The following is a 24,413-nucleotide window of genomic DNA, read 5'->3' as shown; positions in this document are numbered from 1 at the left end:
CGGCCGCCGAGGTCCGCGCCTACGCCTGCGGCAGTGCGCAGTGGCTCAAATCCCTCAGCACCTTCTTGGCCTCGGAGATGAGGTCCTGGCCACTGGCGCCCTGTGGCGCGCGGGCGATGAGCTTCATGTCCGGGGTGAGGCGGTAGACGCCCTTGGAGCGCTGCACCAGCCCCGCCACCTTGGAGCCATCCAGCAGCGCGTCCGCGCCCAGCGTCACCACCAGCCGGGTGGTGCCCACCTCCAGCCCGCGCAGGCGCAGGTCGCGCATGTCGATTTTCAGCAGCGTCAGCTCGGACAGGTGGTCCACCTCGTCCGGGGCTTCGCCGTACCGGTCCACCAGCTCGGCGCGCAGGTCCGTGACTTCGTCCGGGTGGCTGGCCTGGCTGAAGCGCTTGTAGAAGACGAGCCGCTGGTGGACGTCGCTGACGTAGTCGTCCGGGATGAGCGCCGGCATGGGCAGCGTGACGTCCGGCTCGATTTGCACCTTGGGCGGCTGGCCCTGCATCTCCGCGACGGCTTCCTCCAGGAGCTGCGCGTACATGTCGAAGCCAATCTCGGCGATGGCGCCCGACTGCTTGTCGCCCAGCAGGTTGCCCGCGCCGCGAATCTCCAGGTCATGGCTGGCGATGGAGAAGCCCGCGCCCAGCTCGGTGAAGTTCTGGAGCACCTCCAGGCGCCGCTGCGCGTCCTTCGTCACCGCGCGCCGCGACGGCACCAGCAGGTACGCATACGCGCGCTCCTTGGACCGGCCCACGCGGCCGCGGAGCTGGTAGAGCTGTGCCAGGCCGAACTGGTCCGCCCGGTTCACAATCATCGTGTTGGCGCTGGAGATGTCGATGCCGCTCTCGATGATGCTGGTGCACAGCAGCACCTGGTACTTCTTCTCCGTGAAGGCGAGCATCACCTTCTCCAGCTGCCCTTCGCCCATCTGCCCGTGCGCCACGCCGATGCTGACCTGGGGAACCAGCGCGCGCAGCTGCGTCTCGATGGAGGGCAGCGACTCCACGCGGTTGTGGACGAAGAACACCTGTCCGCCGCGCGCCACCTCGCGCTCAATCGCCTCCTTCACCACCGTGTCCTCGTACTTCATCACGAAGGTGCGGATGGCCCGGCGGTCCTGCGGCGGCGTGGCGATGATGCTCATGTCGCGCACGCCGGACATGCTCATGTGCAGCGTGCGGGGAATGGGCGTGGCCGTCAGCGTGAGCACGTCAATCTGGGAGCGCCACTTCTTCAGCGACTCCTTCTGCTTCACGCCGAAGCGCTGCTCCTCGTCGACAATCATCAGGCCCAGTTCCTTGAAGGCCACCTCGCCGCCCAGCAGCTTGTGCGTGCCGATGAGGATGTCGACCTTGCCTTCCTTGGCGCGCTTGAGGATTTCCCGCACCTCCGGCGCCTTCTTCATCCCGGAGATGACCTCCACCGTGACGGGGTAGTCCGCGAAGCGCTTCTTGAAGGACAGGAAGTGCTGCTGCGCCAGCACCGTGGTGGGCACCAGCACCGCCACCTGCTTGCGGTCCAGCGCGGCCTTGAAGGCGGCCCGCATGGCCACCTCCGTCTTGCCGTAGCCGACGTCGCCGCAGACGAGCCGGTCCATGGGCTCCGGCTTCTGCATGTCCGCCAGCACGTCCTCAATCGCCTTGGCCTGGTCCGGCGTCTCCTCGAACTCGAAGTCCGCTTCGAACTGGGCGAAGTACCGGTCCGGCGCGCTGAAGGCATGGCCGGGGTGCGCCTTGCGCGCGGCGGCAATCTGGAGGAGCTCCGCCGCCATCTTGAGCAGCTGCTCCTTGACGCGCTTCTTCGTCTTCTCCCAGCTCGTGGTGCCCAGCTTGTCCAGCTGCACCTGCGTGGGGTCGCCGCCGGAGAACTTCTGGATGAGCCGCATGCGGCCCACCGGCAGGTAGATTTTGTCCCGGCCCGCGTACTCCAGGACGAGGAAGTCCCCGGGCACGCCGTTGACCTCCATCTTCGTCAGGCCCGCATAACGGCCGATACCGAAGTCGGTATGGACGATGAGGTCGCCTTCCTTCAGGTCCCCGAAGCCGGAGCCGAACGCGTCCAGCTTCTTGCTGCGCTTGGGACGTCGGCGCGCGCGCGCGCCGAAAATCTCCTCGTCCGCCAGCACCGCGAGCCCGCCCGGCCCATCCACGAAGCCGTGGCTCACCTCGCCCGTGAAGAGGTGCGCGCGGATGGACGGCTCATACAGCGCCACAGCGTCTTCCAGCGGCTCCGTGTGGACCTTCACCATCACGTTGCGGTCCATCAGCAGCCGCTTCAGCCGGTCCGCCTGGCTCAGCGTGCCGCACGCCACCACACAGGCCACGCGCAGCTCGCGCCAGCGCTCCAATCGCTCCACCAGGGGGGACAGCGCGCCCTCTTCACCGTGGTGCGCCAGGATGGCCTCGCGCAGGTCCTGGGTGCCGCCGAAGCTGAAGTGCACCGGCGGGCGCTCCGTCTGCGCCAGCGACAGCCCACCGCCCTCCAGCACGCGGAAGGACTGCAGCCGCTGGTTCACGTCCTCACGGGAGAGGAAGTGCTCCAGCGGCGGACAGATGAGCTCCTGCCGGGCCTCGGCCGCGCCGTGCGAGCGCTCCAGCTCCTCCCACAGCGTGTCCGCCGCGCGGTCCTGGCCCAGCGGGTCGTCCAGGTAGATGACGGGCGCCTCGGGGCTCCAGTCGCGCAGGAAGTCGAACAGCGTGGACAGCCCGTCCTCGAAGAATCCGGGCAGCAGGCCCTCCATCCCGAAGCCGGGCAGGCCTTCGCGCAGGGCGTCCAGCTGCTCGCGCAGCTTGATGGTGGGCAGGTTGATGCGGTCAGCCACCGCGCGGGCGGCGGACTCGGCGCGCGGGCGCGTCTCGTCGGTGAGCAGCACCTCGCGCGCGGGGACCAGGTCCACTTCCTTCAGCGCGTCCACCGTGCGCTGGGACTGCGGGTCGAAGGCTCGGATGGACTCGATGGTGTCGCCGAAGAACTCCAGGCGGACGGGCTTGTCGTAGAGGGGGCTGAAGACGTCCAGCAGGTCGCCGCGCACGCTGAACGTGCCCACGTCCTCCACCAAGGGGCTGTTCTGGTAGCCCATGCGCACCAGCCGGCGCGCCAGCGAGTCCCGGTCGAAGTCCTGCCCCACGGCCACCCGCGCGGCCAGCGCGCGCATCACCGCCAGCGGCAGCACCTTGCGGTGCAGCGCGCGCACCGACAACACCAGCGCGGGGAAGCGCGTGCCCTGCCCCAGATGGAAGAGGGCGCCCAGCCGCTCTGTGACGGCCGCAGCGTCGGGAGACACCTCGTCGTAGGGCAGCACCTCGTCCGCGGGCAGCCGCAGCACGCGCGGCGCCAACAGGCTGCCCTGGCCGCCCAGGAAGAAGGACAGGTCGGCGGCGAGCGCGTCGGCGGCTTCCTCGTCCACTGCCACGCAGACCAGCGGCGCTCTCAGCGCGCCATGCAAGCGGGCGAGCACATGCCCGCGCGCTGCCCCCTTGAGCCCTTGCGTCCGGACGCGCTGCCCCGCCCGAAGTCCGTCAACCACCTGGGCGAAAGGGTCGCCCGCCGCGCCGCCGTCCTGCGTCTGTGTGATGGAAGTGTCCATGAGTGGACCCTGAGGGCCCCAGGGTAATTAGGAGTCTCACCCTGTCAGGTCAACGACGGAGCGCTTCGGCTGTCGAGCGAAACAGGAGAAATCGGAAGCTCTGGTTAGCTCGGGCACTGTTAAGCCACCCCGGGGACCGGTTGGCCCCACCCCCTGCTGCGGGGTTAGGGTGGCTCACAACGGCAGCATCGGGGGCCACGCCGACATGTCATCTGGCCGTGGAATCAACAGGTGCCAGGGCACCGAAGGGGACGAACCTCTTTCCGAGGCGGTGGTCGTCTTGCGGAGCGTGCGCTCCGCGGTCGGCGGCATCGTCGACTTCGAGTGTGTCTCCGCCAACGTGCAGGCGGAGCGCTGGCTCGGCGGAGAAGAGGGCAGCCTGGTGCACAACCGGCTGCTGGAGGAAGCGCCGTGGGCGTGGGACGGCGGCCTCTTCAGTGCGTGTGTCCGCGTGGTGACACGCCGCGCGCCAGAAATCGCGCGGGTGTCCCGGCAGTCGCCCATGGGCACCGTGTGGCTCCTGGCGCGCGTATCCCCGTATGACGACGGCGTGGTGCTCTTCCTGGAGGACCTCACCGAGCGCATGGCCGCGGAAGAAGCCCTGCGGCGCGACCATGACCTGCTGCACGCCGTCATCGAGAGCGCCACCGACGCCATCTACGTGAAGGACGTGTCGGGCCGGTACATCCTCATCAATCCCGCCACCGCGAGCGCCTTCCACCGGGCTCCGCGCGAAATCCTGGGCCGCACGGACGCGGAGCTGCTGGGCGCCGACCGGGCCGCGCCGACGCTGGCGCACGACCGCGAGGTGATGAGCTCCGGGCACACGGCCACGTACGAAGGGGCGGAAGGCGGCCCGGGGACGGACCGCATCTGGCACACGACGAAGGGCGTGCTTCGCCGCGGAGACGGCACCGTGTACGGCCTGTTCGCCATCTGCCGGGACGTCACCGCGCGGCGGCGCCAGGAGCTGGAGCGCGAGGAAGAGGCGCGCTTCCAGGAGCGCTTCATCGGCGTGCTGGGCCACGACCTGGGCAATCCACTGGCCGCGGTGCGGCTGTCCTCCGCTGCCCTCCTGGCCCGGGACACGCTGCCCCCGGAGGTCCGGCGCGTGGTGGCTCGCATCGACGGGAGCGCTGAGCGGATGGCGCGGCTGGTGAAACAGCTGCTCGACTTCACGCGCGCTCGCATGGCGGGTGGCATCCCGCTGCGTCCCCATGAGGTGTGCATGGAGGACGTGTGCCGGCGCATCATCTCCGAGCTGGAGCCCGCGCATCCGGAGTGCTGCGTCCGCCTGGAGGTGGACGGCGAGTCACGCGGCATCTGGGACGAGGAGCGCCTGGGACAGGTGCTGTCGAACCTGCTGGGCAACGCGCTTCAACACAGTCCGGAGGGGAGCTCGGTGCGGGTGCGGCTGGCGGCGAAGGACTCGCTCTTCCAGCGCGTGGAGGTCCACAACGGTGGGCCGCCCATCCCCGAGTCGTTGCGCCCGCGCCTCTTCTCGCCGTTCCACGGGGTGCCCCCCGAGCCGGGTCAGCCGAAGCCGAAGCACCAGGGCCTGGGGTTGGGGCTCTACATCGTGTCGCAAATCGTCACGGCGCACGGAGGCTGGCTGGACGTGGCGTCATCGGCGGACACGGGGACCTGCTTCTCGGTGACGCTGCCTCGCGTCACCCGGCCGCTGGGCGGGCCGCCAGGCAAGCCTGCCTGAGGCCCGGCCCGTGGCCTGCTGCTAGCGCTGGCCGAACTTCACGGCGGCCTGCAGGCGGATGACGTCCGTCAGCGCGCCCGGGTCCACCAGCTCCATGGCCGCCTGCTGGGACAGGCCGGCGTAGCGGCGCTTGCGGTACTCCTCCTCGTCCTCCTCACCGCCGCCCTTGTCGCCCTTGTCGTCACCGCCGCCCTTGCCGTCATCCGGGCGGAGGGACAGCGACTGCGCCGGGGACAGCCCCTTCTCGATGTGCACCGATGAGAGCGCGTCCGCGCGCAGCGAGGTGAACAGGCTGGCCATGGAGAGGCAGAAGACGACGGCGACGGTGAGGTTCTTCATGGGGGGGCTCCGTTTCTCTTGCGGGGGATGACGCGCGGCCTCGAACGGAAATTCAAGGGGCCGTCGGCGCCTTCATGGTGCGGATGTATCCCACCAGTGCGTCAATCTGCGCTGGGGTGAGCTTGTCCTTGAAGGGCTTCATCTTGCTGTTCCGCGGATCGCCGTCGGCAATCACCTTGCGGATGTCGGCGTCCGTCCGGGACTGCTGCCAGGCGGGCCGGCTCATGTCGCCGATGGACTCCTTCTGGCCCATCTTCGTCTGCGCCTTGCCGTCGCCGCCGTGACACACGGTGCACTTCGCCTTCCACACGTCGGCCACGGCGTCCGCGTGGGCGCCGGTGGCTCCACTCAGGCTCAGGACCAGGACCAGCCGCTTCATCATCGTCGGGGGCTCCTCGCGGACGGCATGCCGGGCCTGGGCCCGGGCCCCCGAGCATACGCCGAAGGGACCCGTTCGCACGCGCGACGACGGCGGCGCGGACGCCGCCTACAGGCAGCCTGGGGTGGAGGCGTGCTTGTCACAATCCATGGGGCGTACGGCCGCCGTCAGGCCATCCGCCTGGAATACCAGCTCCGGTTTCCAGTCCGGCGCTTCGAGCGTCCCCCCGTTGCGCAGGAGGACGAGCCGCTCCGTCGGGGGCAGCGGGGCGTTCTGTTCGCACACCCTTCCGCCGGGCGCCGGCGGAGCCACGACGGGCGCGCCGGCGCCGGGGTTGCCCAGCCAGCACAGGCCCACCAGCAGGTCCACGTCGAGCTTCGGCGGGATGACCAGCTCCGGCCCCAGCTCCGCGCATTCGCAGCCGCCCACGCCGCAGGCGTTCTCCTGGCACGCGGGCATGGGACACACCGTGCCCCAGGCATCACTGCACGCCAGTGCCTCCCAGCGCATGCGCGTCACCTGGACGCCCTGCTCATCCATGACGCGCGTGCCCAGCCGCACGGGCTGGTGGGTCGCGCGTGCTTTCTGACGGGCCTCCTGCATCATCAGCACCAACTCGCGCTGCGCGGCGCTGAGTCGCTGGCGCTCCGTCATGCCCTGGAAGCTGGACACGGAGAGGGTGGCGAAGAGGCCAACCAGGGCCACCACGACCATCACCTCCAGCAGCGTCATGCCTCGGTTGCGTGGCCGCATGTCAGCCCCCCGTTCCCACGAACGCGAAGTTGCGAGGCGCCAGGCGGATGACGCTGTGCCGGCGCTTGTAGCCATCCCGGAGGTTGCCTTCGTCGTCTCGCGCTCCGGGCGCTTCGTTCCCCGTCAGCTCGGCGCGCTGCGAGCGCGCGGTGATGGACAGCTCCACCACGCGCATGTGGCGCATCAGTTCGTCACCCGCGCTGCCCGGGCCGCGGTCCGGCGGAACGGGCACGCCCGCGTCCCAAGCCCAGGAGATGTGCGCGGCGCAGGTGGCCTGGGTGCAGGTGGCCAGCGAGGGGCGCCCGGTCTCCGCGTCCGGGAAGAAGCGCACGGGGGCGCCGGGGAGCGCGTTGGGGGCACTCACGCCCAGCCGGACCTGCAACTGCTCGATGTCCTGGGACACCGCGGTGTAGCCCGCGGGCCCCAGGGGCCCATCCGCGTCCATCTCCAGCACGGGCGTGCCGCCGGGCCAGTTCACCCGGTAGCTGCGGCTGGTGAGCGGAAGCAGGTACATGCCTCCTTCGCGCGGTTCCCGTATGCCAAGCCAGGGCGACTCGGGAAGCGTCACGGCATCGGGATGACAGTTGCCGTCGGCGGGCGCGGGCCGGCCTGGGATGGCGGGCGTCCACTCCACGCCTTCCGCCACGAGGTTCGTCACCTGCCCCACGCAGGCCCAGCCCCGCTCGTCCTCCGTGCCCGGGAACACCACGGCGATGACCGCATTGTCCAGGAAGGCGGGCGGCAGGCCTCCGATGCACAGCGTGTCCTCGAACCAGGCCGCGGTCGCCGGCAAGGGACACTGCTCCAGCAGCACCATGCGCGCCGGGTCCGTCTCCCAGACCTCCAGGGCATCCGACAGCAGCGCGGCGTTGGCGGGTGGGACGAAGGTGGCGTCATCCGGGAAGGTGGCCTGGGGCCGGGCCCACACGGCGTAGAACAGGTCTGCTTCGCCGGCGGGCGTCCGGCCGCCGGTGAGGGAGACGCTGCCGATGCCCGCGCCCGCCCGTTGCACGCCGAACGCCATCAAGTCACGCGCGGCCCGGCCCTTGTTCTGTGTCTCCATGATGCGCTCTTCCAGCAGGCCCCGGCGCTGGAGGTGGACGCTCACGCCAATGGCGGTGGCGAGCACCACCATGGACATCGATGCGGCCACCATCAGCTCGATGAGCGTGAACCCGCGCGGCGTCGTCGAACGAAGTCGCTTCATGGCGCCATCCGGGTCTGCAGGGCCACCGCGCGGCGGGGCGCACCGGGCTCTTCCATCCAGCTCACGGTGACGCGGACGTTGACGACCTGGTGCAGGGCCAGGTTGCTGGCGTGGGGAAGCGGGATGGCGCGGTTCAGCGCGGGCTCGCCTGTCTCGGCGCCCTCGAAGGGTGGGTCCACGTCCAGCGTCAGCGTGTAGGCCATTTGCGGCGTCGCGCCCGGAAGGGGCGGCGTCTCCGTCATGCGGCCATTGGCGGACCACCACACGTCGCGCCTCGTGTTGTCGAGCTGCTTGATGTTGACGCAGGGGTCGTTCAGCGGCTCGCCCACGCAGCGGAGGTTGACCACGCGCTCCAGTTCCTGTTCGGCGATGAGGCTCGCCTGGCTCAGGTTGTTGTTGCGGCGGTTGTGACGGGACGCGGTGCCCAGCGTGAGCATGATGCCCAGGATGCCGAGCATGAGCACCGCGGCGGTGGCGATGGTCTCCAGGATGCTGAGGCCGCGCGGATGGGCGTGGAGCCTGCGCCGGTTCATGGCACCACCTCCTGGACGCGTGAGCCGGACTGCACGTCCCAGATGAGGACCCGGGAGCTGCTTCGCGGCGACTCCGAGGTGGGGTTGTTGTACGTCCCGCTTCCCAGCGCGCGCACCTGTCCGTTCTTCACGATGAGCAGGTGATTGTCATAGAGCACGGGCGCGTGCGTGCCGTGGCCGTCGATGGGGGTGTCGTTGCCCGCGAGCGCATTGCCCGAGGTGCTGTAGGCGTAGACCCTGCCGCTGGTGGTGCTGTCCAGGTCGCACGCGCTGGCGGCGCGGCCCACGGCGCTGGTGGTGAAGACGCCATCCTGGGTGGTGGAGACGCCGCCCCAGACGACCTGGCCCTCGCCCAGCTCGCGTGTCCATTCGAGGTGCGCGGGGCAGCTGGCCCCTGGACGCGTGGCGGGCACCGGGTCGCGGTCCTCGAAGGCCATCAGGTGATAGCGGGGCCGCGGGTTGGCGGTGTCGTCCGGCTCGTTGGCGATGTCCGGGTTGTTGGCGGTGCCGAAGTACAGCCGCACCCGGCGGGAGCCGCTGTCAGGCACCACCGACGCGGAGATGGTGGAGTAGATGCGCTGGCTGGTGGGATTGCGGATGCCGGGCACGGCCTGCGCGTCCGCGACGACACAGGAGGCCAGCACCTTGCCCAGCGGCGTGTTCGTCCCGGTGTTCGAGTAGGTGGGGTTGATGCGGTAGATCTTCCCCGAGGTGGACGGGACGTAGATGACGTCGATGTTGCCGTCGCCATTCACGTCCAGCGGGATGGGCTCTCCGCCGATGCCTTCATTCGCGTCCGCGGTGGTGCCCAGCGTGACGACGCCCGCCAGCCGCGCCTTCGCGCTGTTGCCCGTCACCTGCGCGGGCAGGCCCGTCTTGAGGTCCATCAGGTAGACGGTGCCCACCGTGCCGGACTCAGGCGAATAGTCCGTGCCGAACATGGACACCCACTTCTTGCCGCCCGCCTGGCCGAAGTCCATGCGCACCAGCGAGGGCGCATGACGCGAACCGCGTGTGTCGGGCTTGGGCGTGGCGCCGGTGAAGAGCGCCGGCAGCGGGTTGCAGCCGTTGCCGGTGCTGGTGCACGGAATGCCCGCTGACGTGAAGCGGTCCCGCTTCATGTCGAACTCCCACAGGGGCGTGGGATAGCTCGAGTCCGTGGGGTTGGTGACGTCGAGCGCGAAGAAGACGCTCTGCTTGGGGCCCGTGGCGCTGGCCAGCACCGTCTTCGCGCCCTCGTTCCGGGCGGGGCGGGGACGCCAGGCCTCGTCGGTCTCCCGAGGGTCGTGGCCGGTGTCCGGGCGGTAGTCGTCGCTCCGCAGGTCCACGTCCGCCACGGAGGGCGTGGCGTCCATCGTGGCGCGCTCGGTGGAGTACGCGTCATTGGCGCGGCGGTAGTTCTCCACGTAGTAGGGCAACATCTTGAAGGGCAGGTAGGCGAACAGCTCGTTGCCCGCGCCGTAGTCGTGGCCACTGGCGCAGCTGCCGGCCCGGCCGAAGTAGCCCTGGTACTCCACGCGGCCTGGCGTGCAGGGGTCATCCCCCGTGCGGAAGTAGCCCGTGCCCAGCGCGTGGAGGTACCCCTGCGTGGTGCCCACGTACGTCACCGTGGGGCGGCCCGTGTTGGCCGCGCTGAAGTTCTCCGTGAACTTCCGGCGCTCCGCGTCCAGGTTGCGGCCTTCGATCAGCCACGCGGGCACGTTGGGCGGCCCGATGACAGCCGCCGTGGACAGGTTGACGCCGCCCAGCGGCCAGGTGCGCATCCGGTTGCGGATGACCGAGGACTGGCGGTCCTCCCAGCCGTAGAGCCAGTCGCGCAGCGCCACGCGGTCATCCGCGGTGCAGCCGTTGCGGCCGTCCAGGTCATACAGGTACACGCTGCCGTTGCGGCGGGTGCAGTAGGTGTCTGGGAAGACGGGGCTGGTGGTGTTGGCGCGCGCCATCAGGTCCTTCACGTCGATGGCCTGCTGGTTCGCCGGATTGAGCGTGACGAGCCTGCGCGTGTCGAGCGGCTCGCCGGGACGGGTCTCCAGCGTGCGCATCAGGTCGCGCATCCACTTGCCGGAGTCCCAGACCTCCTGGGTGGGCTCATAGGGCACCAGCGTGGCGGGCTCGTAGAGCTTCTTCAGGTAGATGTGGCCCCGGTCGATGGTGTCTGGACGGTTGTCGTAGGTGCGGATGGAGACCTGGTCCACGCCTCCGTCGGCGACCCAGGCGCGCCCGGGCGTTTCATAGACGCCGTGGATGACGGCGTTGGCCATGGGGATGAGCGACGCGCGGCCGTATTCACCGCTGCGCTGCGCCTTGTAGGAGACGTTGATGTTGTGGATGGTGGGCTGGCAGGACTCACCCGGGCTCTCCATCACCGCGCGCCAGCACAGCTGTGTTCCCACGCGGCCCTGCTCCAGGAAGTCCTGCAGGACGGCCGTCTCATTGCGCACGCCGCCGTCGCTGTCCGGAATGGGGACCCGGAGCCAGTTCGGATTGTCGTTGAGGATGTACGTGGGATTGGAGGTGTTGCAGGGCTCCTGGCAGACCTTGCAGTCCAGCGCCACGTCATAACTGATGTCCGGCCTGCGCTGGCCCGTGCCGCCGTCCGGCAGCTTGACGGAGAGCGAGCAGGGCGCGACGCCGCCGCCATCCGCCGCGTAGTAGGGCTGGTCCTCCACGGTGAACGTCACCTCGGTGATGGTGAAGTCCAGGGAGATGTCCGGAGCGATGTCCGACACCACGTCGGAGCGGTAGGAGCCGTTGTTCTGCTTGTTGATGAGGATGACGATGTCGCTGTACGTGCGGTCACCGCCCGCGTTCTGGTCTTCCCAGCCCAGAATCCAGACCAGGGGGTTGTCACGCGGCGCGCCCACAATCGTGTGCGCCGCGCGGCGGTTCACGGAGGGGACATCCTGCGTCTGGTCGAACGGGAAGACGACGCCGCCATAGGCCGGGTCGTTCTCCAGCCGGGGGTACACCACGGGATTCAGCCAGTTGGTGCGGAGGTTCTTCTGTCTCACCACGAGCGGGTCGCTGCCCTGGTGCAGGTCCATGTTGAGCGGCGTCTTGGTGAAGAAGACGTTGATGTCACCGTGCATCCACAGGTCGCACTGCACCTCGCGCCCATCCGCCGTCGGACGGGTGATGAAGCACGAATCCGTGGCCGGGCCGTACACCTGCTCCACGTAGGTGACGAGGAAGAAGACGATTTCACGCCGGTCCGCGAGGCGTCCCATGGGGACGACCTGGTCCTCGGCTTTGGTGATGGCGGCGGTCGTGCTCTTGCCGGTGATGAGGCGGCCCGCGCTGTCGAACGCGCTGGCCTTGTAATCAGGAATGCCGTCCGCCTCATCGGATTTGTCCCAGGCCGTGCCGGTGCGCATGAACTGGCCGTTGCCGTCGAGCGTCCAGCCCTGACGTGGCGCGAAGCACTCCGCCGATTCCGATTCGTGGCACGACGTCTCGTCGTCGTCCGTGGAGAGGAAGACGAGGTTGCCGATGCCTCTGTTCCCGTTGAGGGCATGCCGGGGCTCCAGCAGGTTCGGGATGTGCGGGAACAGGCCCTGGTCGCTGAAGTACGTGTCGATGAGGCCGGAGGTGACCGCGCTCTGCCGCAGGTTGTCTCGCCCGTGGTAGGGGTCATAGGCGAACAATGCGTTGGTGAAGTCGCGCACCGGGCGGCCTACCACGCCGCCCGTCGAAGGCCGCGTGGGGTAGTCAGCGCGCCCCTGCCACCTTCGAGGCCCCGTATTGGCGGCGTAGTTGCTGCCGGAGTTGCACGGGCCCATCAGCAGGTCGGGCTCGCGCAGCGTCACCGTCCCCGCGTCGCCCCATCGCTGGTGGGTGAACGTCCGGTTGGGGCAGCGGGGCTCCACGCCGATGTAGCGCGTGGGGTTGAGGTTGTAGAGGTCCTCGTGGAAGTCGGGCACGCCGTTGTTGTTCTTGTCCAGCAGCCGGTCGTCGTCGGAGTCCTCTCGCGTGCCGTTGTCGTCGATGTATTCGGCGTCGATGAGCTCGTCGTAATAGAACCAGCCCAGCGTGCTGGAGGCGCCGCTGCCCGCGCGGTCATCGACGATGAGCGCGGTGAGCTCCTGCTCGAAAGGCAGGATGATTTTCTCCGGGTCCAGGACGTTGAGGTTGGTGTTGAGCCGCAGCTTGGGCGGGTTGTCATCCGTGACGATGATGGCGCTGGGGATGCCCGCGTCCCTGCTGAAGTCGGGTTGCTTGTCCTGGTCCGTGGTGTCGATGCACAGCGCGAGGCTGCTGGCGCCGCCATCCGTGCCGCCACTGCCCGTGTCGCCGCCGGGACTTTGGGCGAGCACGGCTCCCGCGGCGGCCACGGCCACCGCGGCCATCCAGGTTCGAGTCCAGCGCATGATGTCCCCCCTGGCGGCCGGTGCTTCAGGGCCGCCCGATTCAGGTGCAACGGATTGCGGTCGAAGGCTTGGGAATCAGAATGTCGGAAGGCCGCTGCTGGAGGTGCCGTTGCCCCGGCAGCCCATCTTCATGCCGTAGCCGCACGCGAGCCCTCCCGGGGTGCTGCTGTGCTCCAGGAGTGAGCGGACGATGGTGCGGTAGGGGAGGCCCGCGCCTGGGGGTTGGACCTCGCCCACCGACACCAGCCAGATGCGGCCATTGGCGTCGGCGTTGCGGTCGGCGTCGTCGTCGTCCTCCACGACGAAGACGCGGAAGGAAACGCTGCGAGCCTCCGGGTAGGCGCGGATGGGCTCGCCCTCCACGTCGTTGATTTCGACGGAGGCGCCCTGCACGGTGTCGTCGATGGCCGTGCCACGCGCCAGCGTGTACGGCGTCTGGGGAATGAGCTCTCGCCAGGGTACGCCGCCCGCGGCGACGTCGGGCAGGCCCTGCTCGGCCACGACCTGCAGGCGCTGGAGGACGTCCTGGCTGTAGCTGCCAACGCCTCCCGCGACGGGGTTGTTCATCATCGCCAGGACGACGGCGCGCCCTTCAGCCATGCCCGCCTCAGCGGCGAAGAGGGCTTCACGCGAGCGGCGCTCATGGGATTGGAGCGTGCTCTCCGTGCTCACCGCGCGGAGGGACACGAGCACGCCCGCGGTGACGAGCGCGATGAGGCCCAGCGCCAGCAGCAGGGTGAACCCTCTCCTCGCGCCAGAGGCGTGTGCGGGCTTGCGGGTCGGATGACAGCGCACCGGGGACTCCTTGCCCTGAAGGGCAGCAGGGAAGCGCAGGTGTCTGTCTCAGCAATCCTCAGGCCCGCTCTCGCCATGCAGCCATGTCAATGCATCCAGCCGCTTGGCCAGAGGCCTGGGTAAAGCCTGACACGGAATCACACGACACGAATTGCGGACCTCGCAAAACTTGCGAGTCAGCGACAAAGTGGGACGGACCGTGAGGCTCATCCCAGAGGGCGAGACGGGTGGTGGCTCCGTGACAGTCTCACGGAGCGTCGTGTTTCAGCCGCGCCCGCGAGGCCAGAACGTCACGTCACGTTCCGGGGCGTTCAACCAGACGGACTTGAGGAAACGCACGGCGTTGCGGTCCGCGGTGTCATGCCGGCTGGTGAAGACATGCGCCGTGCCCAGCAGCAGCAGCAGCACCAGGGATGCCCCCAGCGCGGGCGCCGCGGGCCATGTCTGGCCGGGCTTCCGCGCCAGGCTGACGAAGACCCAGGCGGCGGTGCCCAGCAGCAGCCCCGCCAGCACCCCACCCGCCAGTCCCGTCGGAAGCCCCAGGAAGGTCAGCACGCCGGGCGGGAAGTAGCCCGCACGCAGCAGCGGCAGCGCCAGGGCGCCCACGGCGTTGGAGACGTCATCGGGGATGTAGTTGATGAAGGTGGCCACGCCGGTGGCGACGATGGACACCGCGCACAGGAGCGCGGCCATGCCCAGGGCCCACGCGCCCTGGCCGGCCGCGCGCAGGCGCTCCAGGAAGAGGCCGGCGGGCAGCAGGAGGAAGGGCACCAGGCCGGTGAGGTGACGCGGCCCCGTCGTCCAGCCCCACGAGTCGTAGGAGAACGACGAGGTGAAGTACGTGTAGCCCAGGAGCAGGGCCAGGCTCAGCCACGCCAGCGCACGGGCTTCCGGCGACTGGCTCCGGCGGCGCCACACGAGCACCAGCCCCGGTAGCGCCAGCAGGAGGAAGGGCGCCAGGGTGAACAGGCCCCGCAGCGGGGAGAAGAAGGACAGGGCGAAGGCGCGCGGGTCCGGCGTGCGGATGCCCAGGAAGCCGCCCAGGTGCCAGGGCTGGTAGCCCGCGTCGTTGAGGTACTTGTAGCCGCTCGTCAGCGGGTGGCCGAACGTCACCTGGTGGTAGGCCATCAGCGCCACCAGGAAGGGCAGGGCGCCCAGCGTGGCCAGCCCCGCGGCCCGGCCCAGGCGCGCCCAGCGAACACGCGCGGGCGCGTCCTGGAAGGCGATGGTGAGCACCGCGTACAGCACCAAGCCGAGCACGCCCAGCGCGCCGGTGTACTCGGCGGCCACGGTGGCGCCCGCGAAGGCGCCCGCCAGGACGTAGCCCCGCTCGCGCCATTCACCACGCGCGCAGCGCCACAGCGCGTAGAAGCTGGCGAAGAGCAGCACCGCCGTCGTCTGGTGGCTCATGAAGAGCAGCGAGTAGCTGAAGGCCAGCGAGCCCAGCCCATACGTCACCGTGAGCGCGTCCGCGACGAGCGGCTCCAGGGATGCGCGCAGGTAGCGGCGCATCAGCCACAGCAGGCCCAGCGTGGGCAGCACGGTGAGCAACAGGCGCGAGAAGAAGACCAGGGGGACTTCCGGCACGGCATGCCGGTGGCCGCCGCCCACCGCGCGCAGCGCGGCGTAGAGGGGCACGGCGGCGAACGACAGCAGCGGCGCCTTGCTGGGGTAGTACTTCCCGTCCTTCACGGACAGGTCACCGACCTTGCCGTAGTCGTGCAGCGCCTGGTTGATGTGCAGGGTGCCGTACTCCACCAGCGCGCGCGTCTGCCACAGCCGGCACAGCTCGTTGGGCGAGCGCAGGCCCGGGTGGTACGGGAACAGCAACACGTACAGCGCCGCCAGGGCGGCCCATACGGCGCGCGGCGCGCCTCGGGATGGCAGGGGCTGGCGCTCGGGAGTGGGGGCCGTGGTGGGCTCCGGGGGCGCGGCGGCGGGCAAGGGCGTGGAGTTCATGGCGGCGGGGCCCTGCTCTCGGGCGAGGCCGCCTCGGAAGGCGGCTGCGATTCAATGGACAGCCGGGGTGTCACGCGTGGCGGCGGTGCCTCACGCATCGCCGCCGGTGGCGCGCGCCACGGCGAAGAGGCTCATGCCCACCGGCAGCTTCACGTGCGACTCCGCCCGCGCAATCAGGGGCGCCAGCGTGTCGTAGAGCTTGAGCTGGAGCTTGGGCACCGAGCGGCGGCGCAGCAGGCGGCTGTTGACGAACCATCCCGGCAGGCCGGCCAGGTTCATCCACTCCAGGGTCTCCACCTGGAAGCCGTTCTCCTCCAGCACCGCGCGCAGCGTGGAGGGCGTGTAGCGGCGGTAGTGGCCCACGGCCTCGTCGATGGCGCCGAAGAGCTGCTGGAGCGCGGGCACCAGGATGACCACCCGGCCCCCGGGCGCCAGAATCTGCTTGAAGCGCCGGATGGCGGACGCGTCATCCGGGATGTGCTCCAGCACGTTGGAGAGGACGATGGTGTCCAGCCGCTCCGTCTTGAGCGACTCCCAGTCCGCCAGGGCCACGTCGGACAGGTACGGCCGGATGTGCGGCTTGCCGCGGAAGAGGTTCTTCAGGCGGTCCACGTAGAAGCGGTCCACCTCCAGCGCGATGAGCAGCTCCAGGCCCGACTCCAGCTCGCGGGTAATCGTGCCGATGCCGGCGCCAATCTCCAGCACCCGGCGGCCCAGGTGCTCGCGGAAGCGGCGGCCCAGCCACTGGTTGTAGTGGACGGCGCCGTCCATGCGCTCCAGCGTGGTGTAGCCCTCGTGCTGGTTGTCCGCGTCGTCGCGCACCGTGGCGTAGCGGACCAGCGTCTTGAGCCGGGACAGGTGCGCCGCGGGCGTCCGGCGAGGCACCGCGCCCGGGGGCAGCGTCACCTCGGTGAGGCGGAACAACTGCGCGGCCAGCTTCACCACCAGCTCCGCGTCCACCGCGTCGTCGTCGCTGGTCAGCGTGACGGAGCGCAGCGCCTCGGTGCGGAAGGCGCGCAGACCGGTGAGCGGGTCCGTCAGCGGCACGTCGGTGACGAAGCGGGTGACGTGGCCCAGGGCCCGGTCCGCCAGCAGCTCCGGCGCCAGCCCCTGCGCCGTGCGCAGGCCGAAGACGGCGTCCGCGGTGTCCGCCTGGATGGGGCGCACCAGCGCGTCATAGACGTCCTGCGAATACGAGGTGTCTGGATCCTGCAGCACCGTCACCGCGCCCGACACCTTCTCCAGCGCGGCGCGGATGGCCGCGCCCTTGCCACCCGGCACCGAGAGGACGTGCACGTTGGGCGAGGAGGCGGCGTCGACGGAGCCCTCTCCAGCGAGGACGACCTCCGCGCCAGGAGGCAACGCCTGGGCGAAGCGGGAAGCGGCAGCCGCGGTGTCGGGCGAGAAGGGGAGGACGAAGGAAAGCGGTGGCGTCACGCCGGGCTGACTAGCACAGGCGGCTCGGCCATGCGCGTCAGTGCCCGCGAAGAAGCGTGGATGGAGGGCATCCAGGCGACCGCGGAACGATGGACAACCCCGCGGGGACACGGCACGCTCGTCGCGGTCCCCAAGCGTGTGGGTGTAGGTCGGCGGAGTGCCGCCAGGCCGTGGAGTCGCTCTGGAGACAGCAGGGAGACGTGACGTGGATGGAACCGGTTTCGACCCCGCCGGCGGCGCCGGTGGCCTGACGCCCGCGGGCCTCATGCAGTATGTGCGCGCGGTGTGGCGCCGCAAGTGGGTCGTCCTTGGCGTGGCGGTGGTGGTGGCGGCGCTCACGGCCGCCCACACGTTGCGCCAGCCCAAGGTGTACTCGGCCAGCGCCTCGCTCATCATTGACGTGATGGCGCCTCGCTTCCTGGATGGGGAAGTGAAGGAGGTGATGGGCGAGGAGCGCAGCAACTACTGGTTCAACAAGGAGTACTACGCCACCCAGAGCCAAATCATCACCTCGCGCGCGGTGGCGGGCCGGGTGGTGGACAAGCTGGGCCTGTCCACGGACGCGGACTTCCTGGGCTTGGCGCACATCACCGACGAGAAGGCCCGCCTGCAGGCGATGCAGGGCGCGGACGCGGTGGCGCTGGTCCAGTCGCGCATCCGGGTGATTCCCGCGAGGGACTCGCGGGTGATGAACATCGCGGTGGATGACTTCGACGCCAAGCGCGCCGCGCTGCTGGCCAACGAGGTGGCCGCCGCGTACATGGCGGAGAACCTGGCCCTCAAGCTCCGGACGACGGAGGACGCGCGCGACTGGTTGGAGATTCGTCTGGCCGAGCTGGAGTCGCAGTCCAAGACGAGCGAGCTGGCCGTCTACGACTTCAAGAAGGACGCGGACATGCTGTCCACGTCGCTCGAGTCGAGGATGAGCATCGTCAGTGAGCGCATCAACAGCTTCAACCTGAAGCTGACCGAGGTGCGCATCCAGATTGCCGCTCAGCAGGCGCGGGTGGAGGCCATCCACCGGCTGCGCAAGGCATCTCCGGAGGATGAGACGTGGGCGGAGGCGCTGTCGGGCGCCTCGGACGGACCCATCCAGGACCTGCGGCGCAGCTACACCGAGCTGCGCATGACGTGCGCGGAGCTGGGTGAGCGCTACCTGGCCGAGCACCCGAAGCTCCTGGAGTGCAACCGCAAGCTGTCGGTGGTGCGCGAGGACTTCCTCAAGAGCCTGAGCAACGTGGTGCGCAGCGCGGAGACGTCGCTGGCGGAGTCGGTGGCGCAGGAGAAGAACCTGGTGCGCCTGCTGGACGCGGAGAAGTCGGAGGCCTTCCTGGTGAACAAGAAGGCCATCGAGTTCGACCGGCTCAAGCGCGACTCGGACAACAACCAGCGCCTCTACGAGCTGGTGGCCAGACGCCTGAAGGACATCGAGCTGTCCGGCATGCTGCGCACCAGCAACGTGCGCGTGCTGGACCCGGCGCGGCCCATCCTGGTGCCGGTGAAGCCTCACGTGCGCCGCAACCTGGCGGTGGGGCTGGTGCTGGGATTGCTGGCGGGCCTGGGCGTGGTGCTGCTGCTGGAGCTCCTGGAGAACAGCGTGGCCACGCAGGCGGACGTAGAGGAGCGGCTGGGGCTGGCCTTCCTGGGCGTGATGCCGCGGCTGGACGGCAGCAAGGCGCCACGCGAGCGGGACCTTCACGTCCACCGCGAACCCAAGTCGACAGCGGCGGAGTGCTGCCGCGCCATCCGCACCAACCTGCTGTTCATGTCGCCGGACAACCCGTTCAAGACGCTGGTGGTGACGTCCAGCGGGCCGCAGGAGGGCAAGTCCACCACCTGCATCAACCTGGGCGTGGCCATGGCCCAGAGCGGCAACCGGGTGCTGCTGCTGGACACGGACATGCGCCGGCCGCGCCTGCACCGCGCCTTCGGAGTGCCCAACGAGCTGGGCATCTCCTCGCTGGTGGTGGGTGAGGGCACACTGGACGCGGCGGTGAAGAGCACCGAGGTGCCCGGCCTCTTCGTGCTGCCGTGTGGACCGCTGCCGCCCAATCCGGCGGAGCTGCTGCACACCCAGGCCTTCACGGACCTGCTGAAGGCCGCCTCCGAGCGCTTCGACCGCGTCATCCTGGACAGCCCGCCCATCAACGCGGTGGCGGACGCGGCGGTGCTGGCCACGAAGTGCGACGGCGTGGTGCTGGTGCTGAAGGCGGCCAAGACGAACCGCGAGTCGGCGCGGCGTGCGCTGCGCTCGCTGGCGGACGTGCAGGCGCGCATGTACGGTGCCATCCTCAACGACGTGGACCTGTCGGCGCCGCGCTACGGTGACTCGTATCTGGGCTACCAGGGCTACGGGCAGTACGCGGAAGACTCCAAGGATGGGGTGGCGCAGTCGTGAACGCGCCATCAGCGGGCGCGGGCTTGCGGGTGCTGCACCTGGGCAAGTTCTATCCTCCCGCGTCGGGGGGCATGGAAGCCCACGTGCAGACGCTGGCGCGCGCCCAGGCGGCGCTCGGCGCGCAGGTGGAGGTGCTGTGCGCCAACCATGCCGCGGACGGCGCGGGCACCAGCCACGAGTTCCAGGGCCGCAGCCCCACGTGTGAGACGTGGGACGGACCGGTGCGCGTGACGCGCCTGGGCCGGCTGGCCTCCGTCGCGCGCATGGACGCGATGCCGGACCTGCCGCGCATGCTGGGACGCGCGTTGTCGCGGGGCGTGGACATCGTGCACCTGCACACGCCCAACCCGACCTGGGTGCTGGCCCTGGATGTGGTGCGCCGGCTGCCTCCTGTCTTCATCACCCACCACAGTGACGTCATCCGGCAGAGGGTGGCGGGCGCGCTCTTCAAGCCCTTCGAGGCGCTGCTCTACGCGCGGGCCCGGCGGGTGCTGGCCACCAGCGAAGCCTATGTCTCGGGCTCACCGCTGCTGCGCGCCTTTCGCGGCAAGGTGCGGGCGCTGCCGCTGGGGCTCGACCTGGCGCCATACCTCCATCCCTGCGCCGCCGCGCGGGAGGCGGAGGCCCACTGGCGGGCACAGGCCGCGGGCGCGCCGCTGTGGCTCATGGTGGGGCGGCTCGTCTACTACAAGGGCCTGTTCACCGCGCTGGAGGCCCTGCGCCGGGTGCCGGGGCGGCTGGTGGTGGTGGGGCAGGGGCCGCTGGAGGCGGAGGCTCGACGCCGGGCGCGCGCGCTGGGCGTCGCGGACCGGGTGACGTGGGCGGGCTATCTGCCTCCGGACTCGCTGGTCGGCGCGCTGCACGCGGCCACCGCACTCTGGTTCTGTGGCAATGCCCGCAGCGAGGCGTATGGGTTGTCGCAGGTGGAGGCCATGGCCAGCGGTCTGCCCGTGCTGAACACGGCGATTCCGCACTCGGGCGTCGCGTGGGTGAGTCTGCATGAGCAGACGGGGCTGACGGTGCCGGTCGGCGACGCGGAGGCCCTAGCGGCGGCGGCGCGGCGACTCCTGGAGGAGCCCGCGTTGGCGCAGCGACTGGGGCGCGAGGCCCGCGAGCGGGCCGTGGCGGAGTTCCGGCATGACGTCATGGCCTGGCGCAGCCTGTCCCTGTACTCGGAGGCGCTGGGCCGGCCCGCGCCGGTGATGGCGCCCGACGTGGCGCTGCTGCGCTTGACGGGGAGCGTATGAGCCATCCCCTGCGCGTGTTGCACATCTCCAGCGGCAACCTCTACGGTGGCATCGAGACGCTGCTGCACACGATGGCGCGCGAGCGGAACCTTCGCCCGTCGCTGTCACATGCCTTCGCGCTCTGCTTCGAGGGCCGGCTGGCTCGGGAGCTGCGCGACGCGGGCGTGGAGGTGCGTGTGCTGGGGCCCGCGAAGACAGGCCGGCCCTGGTCCGTGTGGCGCGCGCGGAGCGTCCTGCGAGAGCTGCTGCGCAGCGGGCGCTACGACGTCGTCATCTGCCACGCCATCTGGCCTCAGGCCCTGTTCGGGCCCGTGGTGCGCACCGCTGGCGTTCCCCTGGCCTTCTTCCAGCATGACGCACTGACGGGCCAGCATTGGCTGGAGCGGTGGGCGCGTGTCACGCCGCCCGACCTGGTGCTGACCAACAGCCGCTTCGCCGCGGGCACGCTGGTGTCCGTCTATCCCCAGGTGCCTTGGCGTGTGACGCACTGTCCGCTGCCCATGCCACCGCCGGCGCTGGGCGCGTCCGAGCGCGCGCGCGTGCGCTCGGAGCTGGGGGCCTCCGAAGGGGACGCCGTCATCTTCCACGCCAGCCGAATGCAGGAGGGGAAGGGCCAGCGCTTGTTGCTGGAGGCGCTGGGCCGGCTGCGAGCGGTGCCGGGCTGGCGCGTCTGGTTCGCTGGCAGCGCTCAGCGTCCGGACGAGGACGCCTATCTGGAGGGGCTGCGGGCGCAGGCGAAGCACCTGGGGATCGAGGGGCGGCTGCGGCTCCTGGGGCAACGCTCGGACGTGCCGCGGCTGCTGCGCGCCGCGGACATCCACTGCCAGCCCAACTCGAGGCCGGAGGCGTTCGGTCTGGTCTTCGTGGAGGCGCTCCAGGCGGGCCTGCCCGTGGTGACCACGCCGATGGGGGGCGCGCTGGAAATCGTGGATGCCTCCTGCGGGGTGTTCGTCCGTCCGGAGCCGGAGTCACTGGCCCTGGCCCTGGGGCGGCTCATCGAGGACCCCCAGACGCGTGCCCGGCTGGGCGCGGCGGGGCCCGCGCGTGCCGCGGCGCTGAGCGATGCGGGAGGCTTCCTTCGCGGCATGGAGGAGGCGCTGCGCGCGCTGTCCGAGCAGGCGGTGCCGGTGTGAGGGCGCCCCAGCTTCAGGGCCCCGGCGTGCTGAAGCGCCGGTACGTGCGCCGCCCACCGGGGGCCGCGCTGGAGGCGGTTCCGGAGGGGGCCTCGCCCACCGGGCCCGTCGCTCGAGGTGCGCGCATGGGCGGCGGCCTGCTGGCGTCGAGCCGATTGGTGCCGCTCTTCGTCGGTCTGCTCATCTGCTGCCAGCTCGCGCTGCTGGTGGAGGCCATCGCGCCGCTCCGCGTGGCGGTGCGCGTGCTGGCCTTCAGCGTCAGTCTGGTGCTGCTGGCGCTGGTGCGGGGACGGAGTCTGAAGCACCCGGCGCTTCCCTTCATCCTGGCCGCGCTGGGCATCACCTCGCTCCAGCTCTTCAATCCTGGCACCGGTGCCCCGCTGGCGGCGGTTGCGCAGTTGGGCATCCAGCTCGCCATCGCCGCGCCACTGCTGTGGGTGACCCGGCTGGCCATCGACCCGAAGACGTTCCGTCGCACGCTCGCGCTGCTCTTCTTCTTCAACGCGGCCAGCGCGGGCGTGGGGGTGCTGCAGGTCTACTTCCCCGGCCGTTTCCAGCCCGCGCTGTCCGCCGCGGTGCAGGGCCAGGGCGAAGGTTATGTGAGCAGCCTCCAGTTCGAGACCTCGGACGGCGTGCGCGTGTTCCGTCCCATGGGCCTGACGGACATTCCGGGCGGCGCGTCCACTGGTGGCTTCTACGCGGTGCTGCTGGGCGGCGGCTTCCTGCTGTCATCCCGTCGTGGGCTGACGCGCGTGTTGAGCGTGGGCGGCATCCTGGTGGGGCTCTTCGGCATCTACCTGTCGCAGGTGCGCGCCACCGCCGTCATGCTGGTGGTGTGTCTGGTGGCCCTGGCGGCGGTGCTCCTGGTGAGTGGCCGCGTGGGACGGTTCTTGGCCCTGCTGGCGGTGGTGGGCACCGCGGGCGTGGCCACCTTCGGTTGGGCCGTGGCGGTGGGCGGCGACGCGGTGATGAATCGCTGGGCCTCGCTCTTCGCGGCCAGCCCCGACGAGGTGTACCACCGCAACCGCGGCTACTTCCTGACGGGGACCTTCGCGGACGTGCTGCCTGAGTATCCGCTGGGCGCGGGCCTGGGCCGCTACGGCATGACGAATGCCTACTTCGGCGACAACAGCGACCGCGAGCGCCCGCCGTTGTGGGCGGAAATCCAGTGGACCGCCTGGGTCTACGACGGCGGCATCCTGGGCGTGCTGTTCTACCCGCTGGGGGTGTTGATGTCGCTGCTGTGGGCCTTCCGGGTCGCTCGCAGGCGTGACGGTCCGCAGGACGAGTTCTGGCTGTGGGGCAGCGTCCTCTTCGCGTACAACCTGGGCGCCTTCGCGCTCACCTTCAGCTATCCGTTCTTCATGAGCCAGACGGGCATGGAGTTCTGGTTGCTCAACGCGGCGCTCTTCGGCGCCCTCGCCCATGCGAAGACCGTACACCCTCATCGCCGGTGACTTCGTGGATACCGGCGGCATGGACCGGGCCAACCTGGCGCTGGCGCTCTGGCTGGCGAAGCAGGGGCACCCCGTCCGGTTGGTGGCACACCGCGTGGCGGAGGTCCTCCTGCGCCATCCCAATGTGCGCTTCGTGCGAGTGCCTAAGCCCGCCAATGCGTATCTGCTCGGCGAACCGCTGCTGAGCGCGGTGGGCCGGGCCTGGGCGCTGCGTACCCGCGCCGAGGGCGGCCGCGTGGTGGCCAATGGGGGCAACTGCCCGGTGGCGTCCGCCAACTGGGTCCACTACGTCCACGGCGCCTATGCCTCCGAGCCCAGCGGCGGTGTGCTGCGCCAGCTCAAGGGCCACGTGAGCCACCGGTACTACGTGCGTTCGGAGCGGCAGGCCCTGCGGCGCGCGCGCGTCATCATCGCCAACTCGGAGCGCACGCGGGATGATGTGGTGGCGGCCACGGGCGTTCCTGCGTCCCGGGTGCGCGTCATCTATCTCGGTGGGGATGCGGAGCGCTTTCGCCCGGTAACCGCCGAGGCGCGCCGTGAGGTCCGCGCGTCCCTGGGGTGGCCAGAGTCCCGGCCCGTGGCGCTCTTCGTGGGCGCGTTGGGCGACCGCCGCAAGGGCTTCGACACCCTCTTCCAGGCGTGGCTGCGGCTGTGTGCGCGTGCGGATTGGGGCGTGGACCTCAAGGTCGTGGGCTCGGGCGCGCAGCGGGATGCGTGGGAGCGCGAAGCCGCGGACAGAGGAGTGGGGGAGCGCATCCAGTTCCTCGGCTTCCGTGACGACGTGGCGCGCTTGCTGTCGGCGGCGGACGTGCTGGTGTCGCCCACGCGGTATGACGCATATGGGCTGAACGTCCACGAGGCGCTGTGTGCCGGGCTGCCTGCGTTGGTGAGCCGCTCGGCGGGCGTGGCGGAGCGCTACCCGGAGGCGCTGTCGGGCCTGCTGCTGGACGCGCCGGATGACGTGGACGCGTTGGTGCGGCGCCTGGAGGATTGGCGCCAGCACGCCGCGGCCTGGGCGCCTCATGTGGCCGCGCTGTCGGAGACGCTCCGGGCGCAGACATGGGACACCATGGCCGAGGCCATCGTGGACACGGTGGAGCGCGAGGGCTGAG

16 protein-coding genes are annotated in these 24,413 nt (G+C 70.2%); 6 read left to right on the top strand and 10 right to left on the bottom strand.

Annotation, left to right across the window (positions count from 1 at the left end):
* Positions 1-19 precede the first annotated feature (19 nt).
* Positions 20-3,586, bottom strand: coding sequence for a transcription-repair coupling factor (gene mfd / locus BLU09_RS03080; RefSeq protein WP_090485152.1), 3,567 nt, complete (start codon positions 3,584-3,586; stop codon positions 20-22).
* Positions 3,587-3,857: 271 nt separating this feature from the next.
* Between mfd and BLU09_RS03075 the strand changes: the two genes are divergently transcribed.
* The gene (locus tag BLU09_RS03075) at positions 3,858-5,297 is read left to right on the top strand and encodes a sensor histidine kinase (RefSeq protein ID WP_090485150.1); all 1,440 of its coding nucleotides are present in this window, start codon (positions 3,858-3,860) and stop codon (positions 5,295-5,297) included.
* 21 nt (positions 5,298-5,318) lie between these two features.
* On the opposite strand, the gene BLU09_RS03070 is transcribed toward BLU09_RS03075, so the two are convergent.
* The 9 genes from BLU09_RS03070 to BLU09_RS03030 form a co-directional block, all read right to left on the bottom strand.
* On the bottom strand, positions 5,319-5,636 hold the full coding sequence (locus BLU09_RS03070; RefSeq protein ID WP_090485148.1) for a hypothetical protein: 318 nt from the start codon (positions 5,634-5,636) through the stop codon (positions 5,319-5,321).
* Between the two features lie 52 nt (positions 5,637-5,688).
* A complete protein-coding gene (locus BLU09_RS03065; protein ID WP_090485146.1) occupies positions 5,689-6,018 on the bottom strand; it encodes a c-type cytochrome in 330 nt (109 codons plus the stop codon).
* A gap of 105 nt (positions 6,019-6,123) precedes the next feature.
* Entirely contained in the window at positions 6,124-6,768 is a 645-nt protein-coding gene (locus BLU09_RS03060; protein WP_090485144.1) for a pilus assembly FimT family protein, read from the bottom strand.
* A 1-nt stretch (position 6,769) separates the two neighbouring features.
* Positions 6,770-7,975, bottom strand: a complete 1,206-nt coding sequence (locus BLU09_RS03055) for a PilW family protein (RefSeq protein ID WP_090485142.1) — start codon at positions 7,973-7,975, stop codon at positions 6,770-6,772.
* Positions 7,972-8,508: a type IV pilus modification PilV family protein gene (locus BLU09_RS03050; RefSeq protein ID WP_090485140.1), complete on the bottom strand. Its 537-nt coding sequence runs from the start codon at positions 8,506-8,508 to the stop codon at positions 7,972-7,974. Before BLU09_RS03050 ends, BLU09_RS03055 begins: the two co-directional genes overlap by 4 nt.
* Positions 8,505-12,875 (bottom strand): pilus assembly protein, encoded by a 4,371-nt coding sequence (locus BLU09_RS03045; RefSeq protein ID WP_090485138.1) that lies wholly within the window; start codon positions 12,873-12,875, stop codon positions 8,505-8,507. The genes BLU09_RS03050 and BLU09_RS03045 overlap by 4 nt, the downstream gene beginning before the upstream one ends.
* A 75-nt stretch (positions 12,876-12,950) precedes the next feature.
* Entirely contained in the window at positions 12,951-13,670 is a 720-nt protein-coding gene (locus BLU09_RS03040) for a hypothetical protein (protein WP_090485135.1), read from the bottom strand.
* A 264-nt stretch (positions 13,671-13,934) separates the two neighbouring features.
* The gene (locus BLU09_RS03035) at positions 13,935-15,629 is read right to left on the bottom strand and encodes a hypothetical protein (RefSeq protein ID WP_090485133.1); all 1,695 of its coding nucleotides are present in this window, start codon (positions 15,627-15,629) and stop codon (positions 13,935-13,937) included.
* Between the two features lie 90 nt (positions 15,630-15,719).
* Positions 15,720-17,066, bottom strand: coding sequence for a bifunctional glycosyltransferase/class I SAM-dependent methyltransferase (locus BLU09_RS03030; protein WP_090485131.1), 1,347 nt, complete (start codon positions 17,064-17,066; stop codon positions 15,720-15,722).
* A gap of 205 nt (positions 17,067-17,271) precedes the next feature.
* Here BLU09_RS03030 and BLU09_RS03025 point away from each other — a divergent pair, with 205 nt between their 5' ends.
* From BLU09_RS03025 to BLU09_RS03005, 5 genes are read left to right on the top strand one after another with little or no spacing between them, the layout of a single operon-like run.
* Complete coding sequence (locus BLU09_RS03025; RefSeq protein WP_090485129.1) at positions 17,272-19,464, top strand: GumC family protein; 2,193 nt, start codon at positions 17,272-17,274, stop codon at positions 19,462-19,464.
* Positions 19,461-20,711 carry a glycosyltransferase gene (locus tag BLU09_RS03020; RefSeq protein ID WP_090485127.1) on the top strand — a complete coding sequence of 417 codons (1,251 nt, stop codon included), beginning with the start codon at positions 19,461-19,463 and terminating at the stop codon, positions 20,709-20,711. The genes BLU09_RS03025 and BLU09_RS03020 overlap by 4 nt, the downstream gene beginning before the upstream one ends.
* Positions 20,708-21,844, top strand: a complete 1,137-nt coding sequence (locus BLU09_RS03015; protein WP_090485125.1) for a glycosyltransferase family 4 protein — start codon at positions 20,708-20,710, stop codon at positions 21,842-21,844. Before BLU09_RS03020 ends, BLU09_RS03015 begins: the two co-directional genes overlap by 4 nt.
* Entirely contained in the window at positions 21,841-23,301 is a 1,461-nt protein-coding gene (locus BLU09_RS03010; RefSeq protein ID WP_090485123.1) for a hypothetical protein, read from the top strand. Before BLU09_RS03015 ends, BLU09_RS03010 begins: the two co-directional genes overlap by 4 nt.
* Positions 23,270-24,412 (top strand): glycosyltransferase family 4 protein, encoded by a 1,143-nt coding sequence (locus BLU09_RS03005; protein WP_090485121.1) that lies wholly within the window; start codon positions 23,270-23,272, stop codon positions 24,410-24,412. Before BLU09_RS03010 ends, BLU09_RS03005 begins: the two co-directional genes overlap by 32 nt.
* Position 24,413 lies beyond the last annotated feature (1 nt).

Source organism: Myxococcus virescens, assembly GCF_900101905.1.
Taxonomy (GTDB): Bacteria; Myxococcota; Myxococcia; order Myxococcales; family Myxococcaceae; genus Myxococcus; species Myxococcus virescens.
This window is presented reverse-complemented; position numbering and strand designations above follow the sequence as displayed.

Coding starts and splice junctions, on each gene's coding strand:
- mfd (WP_090485152.1), bottom strand. CDS start 3,586: ATGGACACTTCCATCACACAGACGCAGGACGGCGGCGCGGCGGGCGAC.
- BLU09_RS03070 (WP_090485148.1), bottom strand. CDS start 5,636: ATGAAGAACCTCACCGTCGCCGTCGTCTTCTGCCTCTCCATGGCCAGC.
- BLU09_RS03065 (WP_090485146.1), bottom strand. CDS start 6,018: ATGATGAAGCGGCTGGTCCTGGTCCTGAGCCTGAGTGGAGCCACCGGC.
- BLU09_RS03060 (WP_090485144.1), bottom strand. CDS start 6,768: ATGCGGCCACGCAACCGAGGCATGACGCTGCTGGAGGTGATGGTCGTG.
- BLU09_RS03055 (WP_090485142.1), bottom strand. CDS start 7,975: ATGAAGCGACTTCGTTCGACGACGCCGCGCGGGTTCACGCTCATCGAG.
- BLU09_RS03050 (WP_090485140.1), bottom strand. CDS start 8,508: ATGAACCGGCGCAGGCTCCACGCCCATCCGCGCGGCCTCAGCATCCTG.
- BLU09_RS03045 (WP_090485138.1), bottom strand. CDS start 12,875: ATGCGCTGGACTCGAACCTGGATGGCCGCGGTGGCCGTGGCCGCCGCG.
- BLU09_RS03035 (WP_090485133.1), bottom strand. CDS start 15,629: ATGAACTCCACGCCCTTGCCCGCCGCCGCGCCCCCGGAGCCCACCACG.
- BLU09_RS03015 (WP_090485125.1), top strand. CDS start 20,708: ATGAGCCATCCCCTGCGCGTGTTGCACATCTCCAGCGGCAACCTCTAC.
- BLU09_RS03005 (WP_090485121.1), top strand. CDS start 23,270: ATGCGAAGACCGTACACCCTCATCGCCGGTGACTTCGTGGATACCGGC.